14 protein-coding genes, 1 tRNA gene, 1 other RNA gene and 1 other annotated feature are annotated in these 15,711 nt (G+C 46.2%); of the genes, 3 read left to right on the top strand and 13 right to left on the bottom strand.

The window, feature by feature from the left end:
- Positions 1-346: 346 nt before the first annotated feature.
- The 4 genes from recR to ffs all read right to left on the bottom strand — a co-directional run bounded on the left by recR (position 347) and on the right by ffs (position 3,470).
- Positions 347-943 (bottom strand): recombination mediator RecR, encoded by a 597-nt coding sequence (gene recR, locus AC4EG4_RS18980; RefSeq protein WP_008497656.1) that lies wholly within the window; start codon positions 941-943, stop codon positions 347-349.
- Positions 944-955: 12 nt separating this feature from the next.
- Entirely contained in the window at positions 956-1,276 is a 321-nt protein-coding gene (locus AC4EG4_RS18975) for a YbaB/EbfC family nucleoid-associated protein (RefSeq protein ID WP_308788764.1), read from the bottom strand.
- A gap of 27 nt (positions 1,277-1,303) precedes the next feature.
- Positions 1,304-3,040, bottom strand: coding sequence for a DNA polymerase III subunit gamma/tau (dnaX, locus tag AC4EG4_RS18970; RefSeq protein WP_490980327.1), 1,737 nt, complete (start codon positions 3,038-3,040; stop codon positions 1,304-1,306).
- 164 nt (positions 3,041-3,204) lie between these two features.
- Positions 3,205-3,470, bottom strand: an RNA gene (ffs, locus tag AC4EG4_RS18965) — signal recognition particle sRNA large type.
- 183 nt (positions 3,471-3,653) lie between these two features.
- Between ffs and AC4EG4_RS18960 the strand changes: the two genes are divergently transcribed.
- A tRNA-Ser gene (locus AC4EG4_RS18960) sits at positions 3,654-3,746 on the top strand.
- Positions 3,747-3,931: 185 nt separating this feature from the next.
- On the opposite strand, the gene AC4EG4_RS18955 is transcribed toward AC4EG4_RS18960, so the two are convergent.
- The 3 genes from AC4EG4_RS18955 to AC4EG4_RS18945 form a co-directional block, all read right to left on the bottom strand.
- Positions 3,932-4,600, bottom strand: coding sequence for a deoxynucleoside kinase (locus AC4EG4_RS18955; RefSeq protein WP_490980328.1), 669 nt, complete (start codon positions 4,598-4,600; stop codon positions 3,932-3,934).
- A complete protein-coding gene (locus AC4EG4_RS18950; protein WP_490980329.1) occupies positions 4,597-5,235 on the bottom strand; it encodes a deoxynucleoside kinase in 639 nt (212 codons plus the stop codon). The genes AC4EG4_RS18955 and AC4EG4_RS18950 overlap by 4 nt, the downstream gene beginning before the upstream one ends.
- A 95-nt stretch (positions 5,236-5,330) precedes the next feature.
- Positions 5,331-6,191 (bottom strand): YitT family protein, encoded by an 861-nt coding sequence (locus AC4EG4_RS18945; protein WP_490988700.1) that lies wholly within the window; start codon positions 6,189-6,191, stop codon positions 5,331-5,333.
- A 125-nt stretch (positions 6,192-6,316) separates the two neighbouring features.
- Between AC4EG4_RS18945 and tadA the strand changes: the two genes are divergently transcribed.
- Positions 6,317-6,808 carry a tRNA adenosine(34) deaminase TadA gene (gene tadA, locus AC4EG4_RS18940; RefSeq protein ID WP_490988699.1) on the top strand — a complete coding sequence of 164 codons (492 nt, stop codon included), beginning with the start codon at positions 6,317-6,319 and terminating at the stop codon, positions 6,806-6,808.
- A gap of 13 nt (positions 6,809-6,821) precedes the next feature.
- On the opposite strand, the gene AC4EG4_RS18935 is transcribed toward tadA, so the two are convergent.
- The 4 genes from AC4EG4_RS18935 to pdxS form a co-directional block, all read right to left on the bottom strand.
- Positions 6,822-7,682, bottom strand: a complete 861-nt coding sequence (locus AC4EG4_RS18935; protein WP_490988698.1) for an alpha/beta fold hydrolase — start codon at positions 7,680-7,682, stop codon at positions 6,822-6,824.
- A 91-nt stretch (positions 7,683-7,773) separates the two neighbouring features.
- Positions 7,774-9,048 (bottom strand): serine--tRNA ligase, encoded by a 1,275-nt coding sequence (serS, locus tag AC4EG4_RS18930; RefSeq protein WP_490988697.1) that lies wholly within the window; start codon positions 9,046-9,048, stop codon positions 7,774-7,776.
- 65 nt (positions 9,049-9,113) lie between these two features.
- Positions 9,114-9,320, bottom strand: a binding site (T-box leader).
- Positions 9,321-9,331: 11 nt separating this feature from the next.
- On the bottom strand, positions 9,332-9,946 hold the full coding sequence (pdxT, locus tag AC4EG4_RS18925) for a pyridoxal 5'-phosphate synthase glutaminase subunit PdxT (protein ID WP_490988696.1): 615 nt from the start codon (positions 9,944-9,946) through the stop codon (positions 9,332-9,334).
- 2 nt (positions 9,947-9,948) lie between these two features.
- Positions 9,949-10,833, bottom strand: a complete 885-nt coding sequence (gene pdxS / locus AC4EG4_RS18920; protein WP_223643588.1) for a pyridoxal 5'-phosphate synthase lyase subunit PdxS — start codon at positions 10,831-10,833, stop codon at positions 9,949-9,951.
- Positions 10,834-10,937: 104 nt separating this feature from the next.
- Between pdxS and pdxR the strand changes: the two genes are divergently transcribed.
- Positions 10,938-12,332 (top strand): MocR-like pyridoxine biosynthesis transcription factor PdxR, encoded by a 1,395-nt coding sequence (gene pdxR / locus AC4EG4_RS18915; protein ID WP_490980336.1) that lies wholly within the window; start codon positions 10,938-10,940, stop codon positions 12,330-12,332.
- A 40-nt stretch (positions 12,333-12,372) separates the two neighbouring features.
- On the opposite strand, the gene AC4EG4_RS18910 is transcribed toward pdxR, so the two are convergent.
- Positions 12,373-13,713: a serine hydrolase gene (locus AC4EG4_RS18910; RefSeq protein ID WP_490980337.1), complete on the bottom strand. Its 1,341-nt coding sequence runs from the start codon at positions 13,711-13,713 to the stop codon at positions 12,373-12,375.
- A 127-nt stretch (positions 13,714-13,840) separates the two neighbouring features.
- On the bottom strand, positions 13,841-15,304 hold the full coding sequence (gene guaB / locus AC4EG4_RS18905; RefSeq protein ID WP_490980338.1) for an IMP dehydrogenase: 1,464 nt from the start codon (positions 15,302-15,304) through the stop codon (positions 13,841-13,843).
- Positions 15,305-15,711 lie beyond the last annotated feature (407 nt).

The raw sequence follows: 15,711 nt of genomic DNA, 5'->3' as shown, positions 1-15,711 counted from the left end.
TTTGTTGACGTTTTGCTGTTCAGTTTTCAAGGTTCAAGTTGTTGCGTCGTTCTTGACGACTCCTATGATATTAAAGCATATAGTTCCTGCTGTCAACACTTTTGGTAAATAAAATTATATCCCCAAAACATTAACTGTTGAGTTTAACTTTCCTTCTATAGTAGAGAATGAAAAAGAAATCAAATAAAGGGCTTCAGAAAGCCACTTCTCCTGACTTCTCTCCATTTCTTTTTCATCATATAAAAAATACCAGCTTATCTGACAATTATATGCCAAACATAATTAATCAGAATATTTCCCATTTAAAAGAAGTTTAAAAGCTTGGTTTGCGACACTTACTTTTATACTAGAGTTCGCGCCGTCCTTCCAATGCTTTCGATAAAGTCACTTCATCGGCATACTCCAAATCGCCGCCTACTGGAAGCCCGTGGGCAATCCGAGTCGTTTTGATTCCCGAAGGTCTGACGAGGCGTGAAATGTACATCGCTGTCGCTTCCCCTTCAATTGTTGGATTCGTTGCCAGAATGAGCTCCTCTACTTCTTCGTCCTGAAGACGTTTCAATAGAGACGGCACATTAATGTCTTCTGGTCCAATCCCATCCATTGGAGAGATGGCTCCCTGCAAGACATGGTACAAGCCTTTGTAATCGCGCATCTTTTCCATCGCAATTACATCTTTCGGGTCTTGAACCACACAAATCGTCGTACGGTCGCGCTGCTGGTCCTGGCAAATATGGCACGGGTCCACATCGGTGATATGGCCGCATACCGAACAGAAGCTTAAATTCCGTTTGGCATCAACAAGTGCTTTCGCAAAGTCGAGCACGGTATCTTCTTTCATGCCGAGCACAAAAAATGCCAGCCGGGCCGCTGTTTTCGGCCCGATCCCTGGCAATTTCATAAAACTCTCCATTAATTTCGAAATCGGTTCTGGATAATGCATCTGGTTTACCTCCTAGAACATGCCCGGGAGATTTAAGCCCTTCGTGAATTTCCCCATTGTGGAATTCGCATGTTCATCCGCTTTTTTGAACGCTTCGTTTGTCGCTACAATCAAAAGATCCTGCAGCATTTCAACATCTTCAGGATCGACTACTGTCGGATCCAACACAACATCCAATACTTCTTTGTGGCCGGATACAGTAACTTTGACCATCCCGCCGCCAGCTGCTCCCTCGAACTTCAATGTTCCAAGTTCTTCTTGGGCAACCGCCATCTCTTTTTGCATTTTTTGCATTTGCTTCATCATGCCTTGCATATTTCCTCCACCGCGCATAATTAGTTCCTCCTTAGAATTTTCATTTTAATCGTCATGAACTTCGACAAAGTCTTTTCCGAAAAGACGCTCGGCTTCAGAGATGAACGGATCTTCTTCCGCTGCAGCTCCTTCACCCGAAAACGGATTTTCTTCTTCAGCCTCTGACTGTTTTTCTTCAGTGCCTGCCTTCGATCCGCTCTTTTTAATAAACTCTTCACGGATTTTCAGCCAACTGGCGTCCGGAACAAAAACCGGCGTATAAGCCTTGCCTGCATACTGCTCCAGCAGCTGGCTGAAAGTTGCGGCAAACGTCTGGTTTTCCGAAGCCATCTGGCAATGAATATCATACTTGAATTTTAACACAAATGCATCCGCTGATGCCGCTACAGGCTCAGCATCGTTCAATAAAGCCGAATGCGAACGCTGCAATTGGCTCATCACTGTTGCCCAATTGGTTTTAATGGCTTGAATATCTGCTTTGGTCGCGTTTTTTAAGACATCTTGAATGCGTCCTGTTGGTATTTTAAAGCTGCTTTGCGCACGCTGGCGTTTTTTCTGCTCAGCCGGTGCTGGTGCCGCTGCCCCGCTCACTGCACCATTTTTTACTTGCTGCTGCAATTCGCGCACCAAGTTTTCCAGTTGAATAACTTTGGCCTCCAGCTCAGGCGATACCGCAGAAGCTGTGCTTTGGACCGGCACATCTGCCTGTGCCATTTTCAGCAATGCGGTTTCCATATAAATTTTTGTATGGTTTGAAAAGCGCATTTCCTGCTGGGTTTTGGATAAAATATCAATCCACGTGTAAAGCGTGGCTGGTTCAAAACGCTTGGCCAGCTCTTCAAAGCGCGCTTCGTGCGTCGCCAACTCCAACATATCGTGAAGGTCCGGCGCAGTCTGGATCAACAGCAAGTCCCGGAAGAAGGTAATAAAATCCTCAACCAGCCGCACGGGATCTTTGCCGTCACGCACCAATTGTTCCAGTAGCGTCAATGCCTGGCCGATGTCCTTAGCAAGCAGCGCTTCCGCAATGCCGTAGAACATGTCCTGGCTGATCGAGCCTGTGACGAGCAAAGCGTCTTCGACGGTCATCTCGTCCCCGCTGAAAGACACAACTTGATCCAACAGGCTAAGCGCATCCCGCATCCCACCAGCTGCAGCCTGGGCAATTATTTTAAGTACTTGTTCGTTGTAAGGAATTTGTGCATCCGTCAGCACTTCCACCATACGCGAAACGATGTCTACCTGCGTATGCGATTTAAAATCAAAGCGCTGGCAGCGGGAAATGATCGTCAACGGCAGCTTGTGCGGCTCTGTTGTTGCCAAAATGAAGACCACATGTTCAGGCGGCTCTTCTAATGTTTTCAACAGCGCATTGAAGGCACTGTTCGACAGCATGTGCACTTCATCAATGATGTAGATTTTAAAGCGTGAATTTGCGGGTGAAAAGCGGACTTTTTCAATAATTTCCCGCATTTCTTCCACACGTGAATTGGAAGCTGCATCAAATTCGATGACATCGGTATTGGACCCTTCGTTGATGCTTTTGCAGGAAGCACATTCGTTGCACGGTTCCGCTGATGGAGCCTGCTCACAATTTAATGCTTTCGCAAAGATCTTGGCTGCACTGGTCTTACCTGTTCCTCTCGGTCCTGAAAACAAATAAGCATGTGTTGTCTTATTGTAAAGGAGAGCGTTTTGAAGGGTTTGTTTGACATGCGTCTGACCTGTCATGTCGGAAAAGGACTGGGGTCTGTAAACACGGTAAAAAGCTTGATACGCCAACTTGTTCTCTCCTTTTAACTAATCTATTTTTCGTCCTATCATTATACCATAAAAGAGCAGTCTTTCTGAACGATTTCCCTGATTGGCACGCGGTGATTAGACGAATAAAACAATAAAAAACCTGCCCGCTCAAGAGCGGACAGGTTTGAATTTACATATTATTGCCGTGCACCTTTCTTCGACTGCTGCACATAAGCGTTACCCTTGTCGCTGGCTCGATCTAGGCGATCCCGCGGCACATGGAATGTTCCACTTAATGCTGCTTCCTTCCGGACCTGACATGGTTCATGGGATCCCATTGCGCAGGACCCAGATGTCAACACTACGTGCAAGAGGCAGACCTTACATACAAACAGCCTCAGAAAGGAATTCAGTCCTGCTAAAGCGGATTGCAGGTTACAGGACACCGCTATCTTCCCACCTAGCACGGCATTTACTAGTATACGAATTAATCAGCCAAAAATCAATCCGTAACCTCCATTCAAGAACAATTTCTTTTTTAAAACAGGCTAACTGCTGACTGTTACACGATTTTTATCGATTAGTTTAGAAAAAATCGAAAAACGGTTGACAGCGATTATTCATCCATGATAAATTAGTTCTTGTCCAATACGGAGGAATACCCAAGTTTGGCTGAAGGGATCGGTCTTGAAAACCGACAGGGGAGTCAAATCCCGCGGGGGTTCGAATCCCTCTTCCTCCTCCATTATTTTGAATTTACACGCGCATATAAATTCGAGATTGGATTCGTTACGCAAGTAACGAATTTTTCTTAAATGCTATGTGTCTGATTATTTCGATATAGAGTACCGGAAAGCTTATGCTTTCCGGTTTTTTTATTTCCCGGGAAATATGAATAAAACCCTTGAGCATTGCTGCTCAAGGGTTTCTTCATTTGCGTAGAATAGAAGTTTGTTTCATGAATCCGCCAATGCGCTCAACAATCTGCTCGGAGCAATCCGGATCGTTCATCAAATCGTAATCATTGATGTTCAAACGCAGCACTGGGCATCCGTTGAAAGAATTGATCCAACTTTCATAGCGTTGATGCATTTCCTGCCAATAATCCACCGGCGTCTGCTGCTCCATTGCCCGGCCGCGTTCCTGGATGCGGGAAAGGATATCTTCAATCGAACCTTCCAAGTAAATCAGCAAGTCCGGATGCGGGAAATACGGCGTCATGACCATCGCCTCGAACAAATTGGTGTACGTTTCGTAATCGACATTGTTCATCGTGCCTTTTTCCCAATGCATTTTCGCAAAAATACCGGTATCTTCATAGATCGAACGATCCTGGATAAATCCACCGCCGTATTCAAACATCCGCTTCTGCTCTTTAAAGCGTTCGGCCAAAAAATAGATTTGCAAATGGAAGCTCCATTTTTCAAAATCATCGTAAAACAAATCCAAGTACGGATTGGTGTCGACGTTTTCAAATGATGTACGGAACTGCAAGGCATCGGCTAAAGCTTTCGTCATCGTTGATTTTCCGACACCTACTGTGCCAGCTATGGTAATTACCGCATTCTGTGGAATGCCGTATTTTTCTCGTAAGTTCATAAGGTCAAGCTCCTCTTTTGTAAAGTTCGGTCCACCTTGTCCAGGATCAACTGAAGATCTCCGCTGTTTTGGACAAAGTCAATTTCATCGCCGTTAAAACGCAGCACCGGGATTTCCGGATGTTCACGCTCAAAACGCTCAATAAACTCGTGATAGTCTGCGGCCAGCTGTTCCATGTAGTCCGGTGTGATCATCTGCTCAAACTCACGGCCCCGCAACTTGATGCGCTTCATCAAGGTATCCAGGCTGGCATGCAGGTAAATAACCATATTCGGTTTCGGCATATCCACCGTCAGGATTTTGTAGATGGCTTCATACTTGGCGTATTCGGCTTCCGGCAGCGTGCGCTTTGCAAAGATGAGGTTTTTAAAAATATGGTAATCTGCTACGACCGGTTCACGGTTCGATATGAACTTTTTCTGGATATCGGCCAATTGCTTATAGCGATTGCACAGAAAGAACATCTCCGTCTGGAAGCTCCACTCTGCTATATCTTCGTAGAATTTATTTAAAAATGGGTTTTCGTCAACAATTTCTTTTAGCAGCTGAAATTGATTTTGATCGGCGAGCGCTTTGGTCAGCGACGTTTTTCCTACACCAATCGGACCTTCTACCGTGATGAATGGTACCGGCATGCGAAGTCCTCCTTTTTCGATTCAAGTAAAGTACAATGCCATTTATTTTAACACACAGCTCTTCTTAAAAGTAGAGTGAAAAGTTGGCACTTTGATCAATGGATCGGTGCTTTGAATGTTCCGCCGTGGACTTCCTGGGTTGCCATGATGGTCAAAAAAGCTTTGGAATCAATGTCTGCCACAATTTGCTTGAGCTTAGTAATTTCGAGGCGTGTGACCACTACATAAATAACATCTTTCGGCGAATTAAGGTAGCCGCCTTTGCCATGCAGTTTCGTAAAACTGCGCCCAAGACGGTCGTTGATGGCCAATCCGATTTCTTCGTACTCTTCTGATATGATCAGCACTGCTTTCGTATCGTCCAAGCCTTGAATCACCACATCGATGGTCTTCGAAGCAATGTAATACGTTAATACGGAATACATCGCCTGTTCCATACCAAGCACAAATGCAGCCCATCCGAAGATGAAGACATTGAAGAACATGACAAATTCGCCAACTGAAAATGGCAGTTTTTTCGTCAATAAAATCCCAAGAATCTCCGTTCCATCAAGAGCTCCGCCATTGCGTATAACGATTCCAACACCCGCTCCAAGAAGCAGGCCCCCAAAAACGGTCGCCAGTAATGGATCTTCTACAAACGGTTCAATCTTGTGTATGGGGATTTCAATCAATGCCAATGCGACGATGGAAAAAATTGAAGAGATAAAAAAATTGCGGCCGATGTGCTTATAGCCAAAATAAAGGAACGGCAAATTGATCGCAACCAGCAATATACCAAAAGGAATGACCGTTAAATAGTCCAGTATCAATGAAATTCCAATAATCCCACCGTCAATGATTGAATTTGGAACCAGAAACAGTTCAATCGCAGCCGCTGCCATCGTGGCACCAATGAACATAAAGATAAAGCGTACCGTAAAATGGAGCGGTTTTTCCTTTTTATGCTGTTTCATCCTCGAATCACTCCCCGGTTTCTAATCTCTCTATTTTACGCTGTTATGGGTTTTTTGTCTGCCTGGCATTTCCTGCTTTTTTTGCAGATGGAAAATGCTACACTAGAGCCAAGGAGCGATGCATGATGAACGGAATGGAAAAAGACCATTTTTATATGGGACTGGCAATTGAAGAAGCACAAAAAGCAGGTGCCAAAGGTGAGGTGCCGATCGGTGCTGTTATCGTCCATCAGGACCAGGTGATTGCCCGGGCACACAACTTGCGGGAAACAACACAAAACGCGGTTACTCACGCAGAGTTGTTAGCGATACAGCAAGCCTGCCTGCATCTTGGCAACTGGCGGCTGGAAGACGCAAAGATTTACGTTACGTTAGAGCCTTGTCCCATGTGCGCCGGTGCTATCCTGCAATCCCGCATCCCTCATGTGGTCTACGGCGCACGGGATGCCAAAGCAGGCAGCGTGGATTCTTTATACCGGCTGCTGAATGATGACCGCTTTAACCATCAATGCCAAGTTATGGAAAACGTCATGGCTGACGAATGCGGACAACTGTTAACCCAATTTTTCCGGAATCTTCGGGAACTCAAAAAACAAAAGCGGAAAACCCAGCTATAGGGCTTTCCGTTTTTTATTCGCTGATAAATTGAGCCAGCAGCCGGTTAACGATTTCCGGTTGTTCATGATGAACCCAATGAGTGGCCTCTCCGACAAACACCAGATTAACGTCTTCGCAAAAAACCAGGCTTTCTGTTGCCAGCATCGGCGACAGAAACTGGTCGCCAAGCCCCCAAATGATTCTGACCGGCACTTGGATTTTGGTCTCAGGCACTTGCCCCAAACTGCCCCTCCGTATGGCTCGGTACCAATTGAGCATCGCGGTCAGGGCACCAGGTTGCCCCCATGCCGCTTTGTATTGCTCGATTTCCGGCTTGGAGAAAGTCCCTGGATTGCTGGTTTGTTCCAGGCTTTGCTGCATCACTTTGAACTGTCCTTTGCTGAGAGCCTGTTCGGGCAGATTCGGCAGCTGGAAAAAGGCGATATAGGAACTCTTCACCCATTGCAATGGATTTTTCTTGAATACCCGAGGCATCGCTTTCGGGTGCGGGATGTTCAGGACAATCAGCTTGTCCACATATTCCGGCCGCGTCCCTGCCAAATGCCAGGCGACTGCACCGCCCCAATCGTGGCCGATGATAATGGCAGTTTCTTTTTGGAAATGTTTGATGATGCCCATGACATCGTCACGCAGAGAGTCGACAGTGTAAGAATCGATTCCTTCCGGTTTATCGCTCAAATTATAGCCGCGCTGGTCTGGTATTGCCACCCGATAGCCTTTTTCCGCCAAAAACTGAAGTTGATTGGTCCAGCCAAACCAAAACTCCGGAAAGCCGTGCAGCAACACCACTAAAGGGCCGTCCTCAGGTCCCGCTACAGCCGTATGAATTTTGATGCCATTTGTTTCTATAAATTGAAAGCTCACGTTTTCCATTGCCTAACTCCTCTCTCTTTTTCTCTTACCCTACTCTTACCCTCTTTTCCAAACAAAAAAGCTCAAAAGCAATGTGCTTTTGAGCTTTTTATTACTTAATTGTCTTTTTGCCGCCCATGTATGGCTGCAATACTTCTGGTATGTTGATTGACCCGTCTTCCTGCTGGCAGTTTTCAAGCAATGCTGCCACGGTCCGTCCGATTGCCAGGCCGCTGCCATTCAAGGTGTGGACAAATTCCGGTTTGCCGGTTGCTTCCCGACGGAATTTGATATTTGCACGCCGCGCCTGGAAATCCTCAAAATTACTGCAAGAAGAAATTTCCCGGTACGTATCCTGGCTTGGAATCCAAACTTCGATGTCGTATTTTTTAGCAGCTGTAAAACCAAGATCTGCTGTACACATCTTCAGGACGCGGTATGGCAGGCCTAAAAGTTGAAGCACTTTCTCGGCATGGCCCGTTAATTTCTCCAATTCATCATAAGAATCCTCTGGCTTCACAAAGCGCACCAGTTCAACTTTGTTAAATTGGTGCTGTCTGATTAACCCACGTGTGTCCCGTCCTGCAGAACCTGCTTCAGAGCGGAAATTCGCGCTGTAAGAGGCGAAGGCTTGCGGCAGCATTTCCGCTGTTAAAATTTCATCGCGGTAGAAGTTGGTGACCGGCACTTCTGATGTTGGAATTAGGAAATAATCCTCTTTCTCGATCAGGAACGCATCTTCTTCAAATTTTGGCAATTGGCCTGTGCCTGTCAAGCTTTCGCGGTTGACCATATACGGCGGCAGCATTTCTTCGTAGCCATGCTCTTCCTGGTGAAGGTCCATCATAAAGTTGATCAATGCGCGCTCCAGGCGTGCCCCGAGTCCACGGTAAAAAACAAAACGGCTTCCGGTCACTTTAGCTGCACGTTCAAAATCAATGATGTTGAGATCCGTACCTAGGTCCCAATGTGCCTTTACTTCGAAACCAAATTCCGGTTTGTCGCCCCATGTGCGGATTTCTTCGTTGTCGTCTTCAGAATCGCCGAATGGAACGCTGTCATGCGGAATGTTTGGTACACGCATCATGATGTAGTTCAAGCTGTCTTCCACTTTCCGCAGCTCTTCATCGATGGCTTTGATTTGTTCGCCAACTTCCCGCATTTTCACAATGGCTTCGTCTGCATTTTCTTTCGCCCGTTTCATCGCAGCGATATTTTGAGACGCCTCGTTGCGCTCGGCTTTCAATGTTTCAGTTTGGGCAATCAATTCACGCCGTTTTACATCCAATCCTTCAAAATCATCCAACACCGAAATATCTTCTCCGCGCTTCGCCAGTTTGGCTTTTACTTCTTCAAAATTGGCACGTACAAAACGAATATCTAACATAGTATTTCCTCCTCAAAATTAAAATTACATAAAAAAAGACAACAAAAATAGCCCCCATCCCCTGGTAAAGGGACGAGAGCTACCCGCGTTGCCACCCTGATTGATCGGCATCAGCCAATCCTCTTCATCACATAACGGCATTAAAACCGGCAATGGCTTTTTTCGCCATGCAACTCCGGGGTGGATTCGAACGCGTTTTTCACCGGTTCGCACCAACCACCGGCTCTCTTTGGAAAAACAATCGCTTTACTACTTCCCATCAACGTTTCTTCTTTGAAATTAATCATACTTTACTATAAATTGATCTATTTGGCAAGAGGAGGTCTGACTTGTGTGGGATCATGCTTAAAAAATATTCCGTGATGCGATGGTCTTCGGTCAATTCGGGATGGAACGAACAGCCCAAAAATTGGCCGCTTTTTGCCATGACAATTTTCCCGTTGTGAACACACAGCACTTCAGCTAACGGCCCCACGCTGACAATGTGCGGCGCACGGATAAATACCGCTTCAAAAGCTCCATCGATGCCTTTAATGTCAAGCGGCGCTTCAAAGCTGTCCACTTGCCGTCCGAATGAATTTCGCTCAACCGCCACGTCCATGACGCCCAAATGCGCTTGGTTCGAACCCACTACTGTTTTTGCCAGCAGAATCAGCCCCGCACACGTGCCAAACATCGGTTTCCCGGTTTCGGCAAAATCCCGAAGCGGTTCCATTAAGCCGTAACGATCGATCAAACGCCGCATCGTCGTGCTCTCGCCGCCGGGCAAGATGAGTGCATCCAACTCTTCAAGATCTTTCGGCCATTTTACCGGAACCGCTTCTGCTCCACAGGCTGTGATTGACTGGAGATGTTCCCGGACCGCTCCTTGCAAAGCGAGAACTCCAACTCGTTTCATCTTTACCAGCCCCGCTCCTGCATGCGTTCGCCCGCAGCAATCGTTGAAATTTCAATGCCTTTCATGGCAATGCCCAGATCTTTCGACAGCTCCGCAATCAATTTATAATCCTGGTAATGCGTTGTCGCCTCGACAATGGCACGCGCAAAGCGTTCCGGATTATCCGATTTGAAGATGCCCGATCCAACGAATACGCCGTCCGCCCCCAGTTCCATCATCAATGCCGCATCCGCCGGTGTCGCCACACCGCCAGCTGCAAAATTGACCACCGGCAAACGGCCCAGGCTCTTCACCTCTTTTAAAAATTCATAGGAAGCTCCGAGGTTTCGGGCTTCGGTCATCAATTCATCTTCACTCATCGCAATCACTTTCCGCACTTCCGCATTCACCTGGCGCAAATGGCGGACCGCTTCGACAATATTCCCTGTGCCCGGTTCGCCTTTTGTACGAAGCATAGAAGCTCCTTCACCAATCCGGCGCGCCGCTTCCCCCAAATTCCGGCAGCCGCAGACAAACGGCACCGTATACTGGTTTTTCAACAAATGAAATTCTTCATCGGCAGGCGTCAATACTTCGCTTTCGTCAATATAATCGACACCCATTGCTTCCAGAATCCGCGCTTCTACAATATGTCCAATGCGGGCCTTTGCCATGACTGGAATCGATACGGCTTTCATTACTTCCTCCGTAATGCGTGGATCAGCCATACGTGCTACTCCACCGTCTCTGCGAATATCAGACGGCACTCGTTCCAAGGCCATAACGGCAGTAGCTCCAGCAGCTTCAGCAATGCGGGCCTGTTCCGCATTGACCACATCCATAATTACTCCGCCTTTTTGCATTTCGGCCATTCCTCTTTTTACGCGATCTGTTCCATGCTGACTCATTTACTAATTCCCCCTATTCGTTAATAAATTCAGTATAATAGAGATTGACCATATAAAAAGACTCAGTTTCATTCATTTCAATAAGGTCAGTTAGGGGAAAGCAAATGGACATGCTCATGTTTCAGCTTCAAAAACAATCTCAGACTCCTTTATACAAACAGCTTTATCGGGAAATCAAAAAAGCCATTATTGATGGGACCATCCAGGTGGATACCAAATTGCCAAGCAAGCGAAAGTTGGCGGATTACCTGCAAATCAGCCAAACTACTGTGGAACTCGCTTATTCCCAACTTGTAGCTGAGGGGTTTATCGAATCTCGTCCGCGCAAAGGATTTTATGCCCAGCCGGTCGAAGAACTTGCCTATTTGGATAGTTCCCATGACAAGCCGGTTCCAAAAGAAAAGATTTCCTATAAAGTGGATTTTAACTCTGCAAGCATCGATACGCACTCGTTTCCCTTTGCCACCTGGCGCAAACTGACACGCGACATTTTGGACGAATCCAATCACGAATGGCTATTATCCGGCCACCCTCAAGGCGACGAAGCATTGCGTCAGGAAATTGCCCGCTACTTGTATCAGTCCAGAGGCGTTGTCTGCGATGCAGATCAGATTGTGGTCGGTTCCGGGACAGAGCAGCTTTTGCCGCTGCTCATTCGCCTGCTCGATAAAACGCTTATTTATGGCTACGAAAATCCTGGTTATGCGCTGACCCACAGCATTTTCAGCCATCATGAACGCCAGGCGATTCCGATTGAAATCGACCCTGACGGAATCAATATCAGTGAATTGGAAGCCTCGGACGTAGACGTCGCTTATGTTACTCCTTCTCACCAGTTTCCATCAGGCTCTGTGCTGAGTGCTACCAAGCGGGCACAATTGCTGAACTGGGCTGCGGCCAAGCCGGAACGCTATGTTATTGAAGACGATTACGACAGCGAATTCCGTTACACAAGCCGGCCGATCCCTGCACTCCAAAGCATGGACCTGAGCGACCGGGTCATCTACCTCAGCACCTTTTCCAAATCGCTCATGCCGTCACTGCGCATTGCTTATATGGTTTTGCCAAAACGGCTGCTGCGGGCGTATCAGCAAACTTTTCTTCATTATTCTTCATCGGTGCCAAGGCACGATCAGCAACTGGTCGCCAAATTCATGAAAGATGGCCATTTTGCACGCCATCTCAACCGCATGCGCAAGCTCTATCAAAAGAAAATCAAACAACTCAGCTCGTCTCTGGCATTGTTCGCACCAGCTGTAACAGTTTCTGGCGAACAAGCAGGCATGCACATCGTCCTTACCATTCAGACATCACTACGCGAAGAAGAGCTCGTAAAACGTGCAAAAAGAGCTGGCATTCGCGTCACCGGCCTGCAATCCTATGACGTGCATAAAAGAGCCGGTACACAACCCAAAATTGTACTTGGATTTGGCGGCTTATCGGAACAAGAAATTCATTCCGGCATCATTGATTTGATGGCTTGCTGGGAAATCCAATGAAAAAAGCCGTTCATCTTTTTTAGATGAACGGCTTTCCCTATTAAAATAACCCTTTTACAAAACTACCGGCATCATCCCAAAGAGATGACAGGAAGCCTCCAGCATTGCGCATCGTGAGGGAAGTCCAATTGGCGCGATCGACAGATTCAGTGGTCGCCACTTCAACTTTAACGCCACTGCCGCTCAAATAACCGTAATCCGTGCCATCTGCTGTTGTCAGCTGGAGCGTCCCGACCACTAAATCCTTTTCCACATCTGCTTCGAGTTTGCCGTCTTGAACGACCGAATCGTCCAGCTGCAATTCTGGTTGATAGGAGTCTTTGTCCGCTGTCCGAATCATCATGGAGACCGGTTCTGTGACGGCAATCGCTACTTCTTCTTCTACACCTTTTTCAACATCCAAAGTTTCTTGGCCTTCAAACTGGTATCCTGCAGGAATGATTTCTTCTGTCGTAAACTGGTCAAAACCAAAGTCCAGCAAATCACGCGTTGCTTCAAAACGAGCTTTGTAGGAACCAACTCCTTCACGATCGACCGCACCCATAACTACCGTAATAAAGCGGGTGTCATCACGCTTGGCTGTCCCTGCAAACGAATATCCGGCAAAATCCGTACTGCCGGTTTTCAATCCATCCACACCTTCGTACTCATAAATCAAGCCAGGCAGCATAGAATTCCAGTTTTCCATCCGCGTTTCATCCGCCGTTCCTTCACGGAACATCATTAATGGAATTTTTGTGGTGTCCAGCACTTCTGGATAGTCATCCAACAAAATTTTTGTCAGTTTGGCAACCGAACGCGCCGTCATTATATTTTCACCCGTTTCTTCGGTTCCTTCCGGATACATTCCCATCAAGCTTGAATTGCTGAGGCCAGTCGAATTAACGAAAGTGGTTTCTTCCAAGCCCATTTCTTCGGCTTTTTCATTCATCAAGCGAACAAATTCACTTTCTGTACCTGCAATCGTCTCTGCAATTCCGATGGTTGCGGCATTGGCCGAGAAAATAGCCATCGCTTCGTAGAGTTCTTTGATGGTATAAGCGCCGTCTTCACGAAACGGCACATTGCTCAAACGCATGTCCTGAGAAATCTGATAGGCATAATCCGTCACTTGATACTCCTGATCCCAAGAAACACGCCCTTCTTCAATCGCTTCAAACAATAAGTATTCCGTCATCATCTTTGTCATGCTGGCCACCCCTAAAGGCGCTGCAGCATTTTTTTCATAGAGAATTTTGCCACTCTCAGCATCTACCAAGATCGCAGCTTCCGCCATTATATTTAATGATTCTTCCGCCTTTGCCTGCTGCGGAACAATTGAAGTCAGTGCTAATGCAGCCAGCAAGGCTGTCAGTAATCCTTTATTAAAAATCTTTTTCACTTGTATAATACCTCCGTCGATAAGATTCCACATGCTATTTTAGCATATTCTTTGGATCTAAAAATAAAAATATGAAAAAAGCACCTTTTCCATCATCAGAATGATGGAAAAGGTGCCGATTGATCTATTAAAGAGAGTAGTTAGGTGACTCTTTCGTAATTTGGACATCATGCGGATGGCTTTCGCGCAACCCTGCACCCGTCATACGAATAAACTGGGCTTCTTCACGCAAAGTCTGCAAATCTTTTGTTCCGCAATAGCCCATTCCTGCACGAATCCCGCCAAGCAATTGGTGGATCGTATCCGAAAGCTGCCCTTTATATGGCATGCGGCCTTCAATGCCTTCCGGTACCAATTTTTTCGCATCGTCCTGGAAATAGCGGTCTTTAGAACCTTTTTCCATAGAGGCGATTGATCCCATGCCTCGGTATGTTTTAAATTGACGGCCTTGGAAGATTTCAGTTTCTCCTGGACTTTCAGTTGTACCGGCCAGTAAGCTTCCCAGCATCACAACGTGTCCGCCTGCTGCCAAAGCTTTAATGATGTCTCCGGAATATTTGATTCCGCCATCAGCGATAATCGCTTTGCCATGCTTGCGTGCTTCTGTTGCACAATCGTAAACAGCCGTAATCTGCGGAACACCAACACCTGCTACAACACGTGTCGTACAGATCGAACCTGGACCAATTCCGACTTTCACAACATCTGCACCTGCTTCAATTAATGCTTTTGTGCCTGTAGCAGTCGCTACGTTGCCGGCAATGATCGCCAATTCCGGATAAGCTGCGCGGATTTGTTCGACCATACCCAAAACGCCTGCTGAATGGCCGTGAGCCGTGTCCAATACGATTACATCAACAGAAGCTTTGACCAAATGCTCAACGCGTTTCATGGTGTCAGAAGTAACGCCAACAGCGGCGCCAACCAGCAACCGTCCGTGCTTGTCTTTTGCAGCATTGGGGAATTCAATCACTTTTTCAATGTCTTTAATGGTAATCAACCCTTTAAGAACACCTTGGTCATCAACAATTGGCAATTTCTCAATTTTGTACTGCTGCAAAATCTTTTCCGCATCTTCCAAGGTCGTTCCAACAGGAGCTGTAACCAACTTCTCCTTTGTCATCACATCGTTGATTTTTAACGAATAGTCTTGGATAAAACGCAAATCGCGGTTTGTAATGATCCCAACCAGCTTCAGTTCCTCTTTATTGTTAACAATCGGTACACCCGAAATCCGATATTTGCCCATTAAATGCTCGGCATCGTACACCTGGTGTTCCGGTGTTAAGAAGAAAGGATCTGTAATAACGCCATTCTCTGAACGTTTTACCGTAACCACTTGTTCCGCTTGTTCTTCAATGCTCATGTTTTTGTGAATGATTCCTAATCCACCCTGGCGAGCCATCGCAATGGCCATTTTGGCTTCCGTTACGGTATCCATGCCTGCACTGATCACTGGAATTTTCAACTTAAGAGTTGGGGTCAATTCAACGGCCAAATCAATGTCTTTCGGTAAAACTTCCGAATGAGCTGGTACAAGTAATACATCATCAAACGTTAAGCCTTCTTTAACAAATTTCGATTCCCACATAAGTAGACGCGCCTCCTGCTTCCTTTTAAATATTATTGTAAGGTTATCAGCGCGGATATGGTGTGTCAAGAAACTAAAAAAAGAAAAACTATTTAGAATACTTAATCGGGGTGTTTATAAAGCATTTTAATCTTTATTGAGACATTTAATTCATTCATATTTCTTTTGCTGAGAATCCTTAGGGGTTTAAGATCGAGTGTTTATTTATAGACCTCTTTAGCCGCAGCTTCTGTGCCAAGCCAATTGCTTAACAAAATATGTGACCATGTATCATGCCAGATTAGAAGAACAAGCAGAATTTTAGCAGCCAGTGGTAATAAGCAATGACTAATGAGGAATAATTCACCTTATTTTTATAAAACACAAAAAAAGCCGTTACCGGAATCGGTAACGACTTGTTTGTCTTG

It is taken from the genome of Planococcus sp. TJ-201 (assembly GCF_058268495.1).
This window is presented reverse-complemented; position numbering and strand designations above follow the sequence as displayed.

Coding starts and splice junctions, on each gene's coding strand:
- recR (WP_008497656.1), bottom strand. CDS start 943: ATGCATTATCCAGAACCGATTTCGAAATTAATGGAGAGTTTTATGAAA.
- AC4EG4_RS18975 (WP_308788764.1), bottom strand. CDS start 1,276: ATGCGCGGTGGAGGAAATATGCAAGGCATGATGAAGCAAATGCAAAAA.
- AC4EG4_RS18955 (WP_490980328.1), bottom strand. CDS start 4,600: ATGAACTTACGAGAAAAATACGGCATTCCACAGAATGCGGTAATTACC.
- AC4EG4_RS18950 (WP_490980329.1), bottom strand. CDS start 5,235: ATGCCGGTACCATTCATCACGGTAGAAGGTCCGATTGGTGTAGGAAAA.
- AC4EG4_RS18945 (WP_490988700.1), bottom strand. CDS start 6,191: ATGAAACAGCATAAAAAGGAAAAACCGCTCCATTTTACGGTACGCTTT.
- tadA (WP_490988699.1), top strand. CDS start 6,317: ATGAACGGAATGGAAAAAGACCATTTTTATATGGGACTGGCAATTGAA.
- AC4EG4_RS18935 (WP_490988698.1), bottom strand. CDS start 7,682: ATGGAAAACGTGAGCTTTCAATTTATAGAAACAAATGGCATCAAAATT.
- serS (WP_490988697.1), bottom strand. CDS start 9,048: ATGTTAGATATTCGTTTTGTACGTGCCAATTTTGAAGAAGTAAAAGCC.
- pdxT (WP_490988696.1), bottom strand. CDS start 9,946: ATGAAACGAGTTGGAGTTCTCGCTTTGCAAGGAGCGGTCCGGGAACAT.
- pdxS (WP_223643588.1), bottom strand. CDS start 10,833: ATGAGTCAGCATGGAACAGATCGCGTAAAAAGAGGAATGGCCGAAATG.
- pdxR (WP_490980336.1), top strand. CDS start 10,938: ATGGACATGCTCATGTTTCAGCTTCAAAAACAATCTCAGACTCCTTTA.
- guaB (WP_490980338.1), bottom strand. CDS start 15,304: ATGTGGGAATCGAAATTTGTTAAAGAAGGCTTAACGTTTGATGATGTA.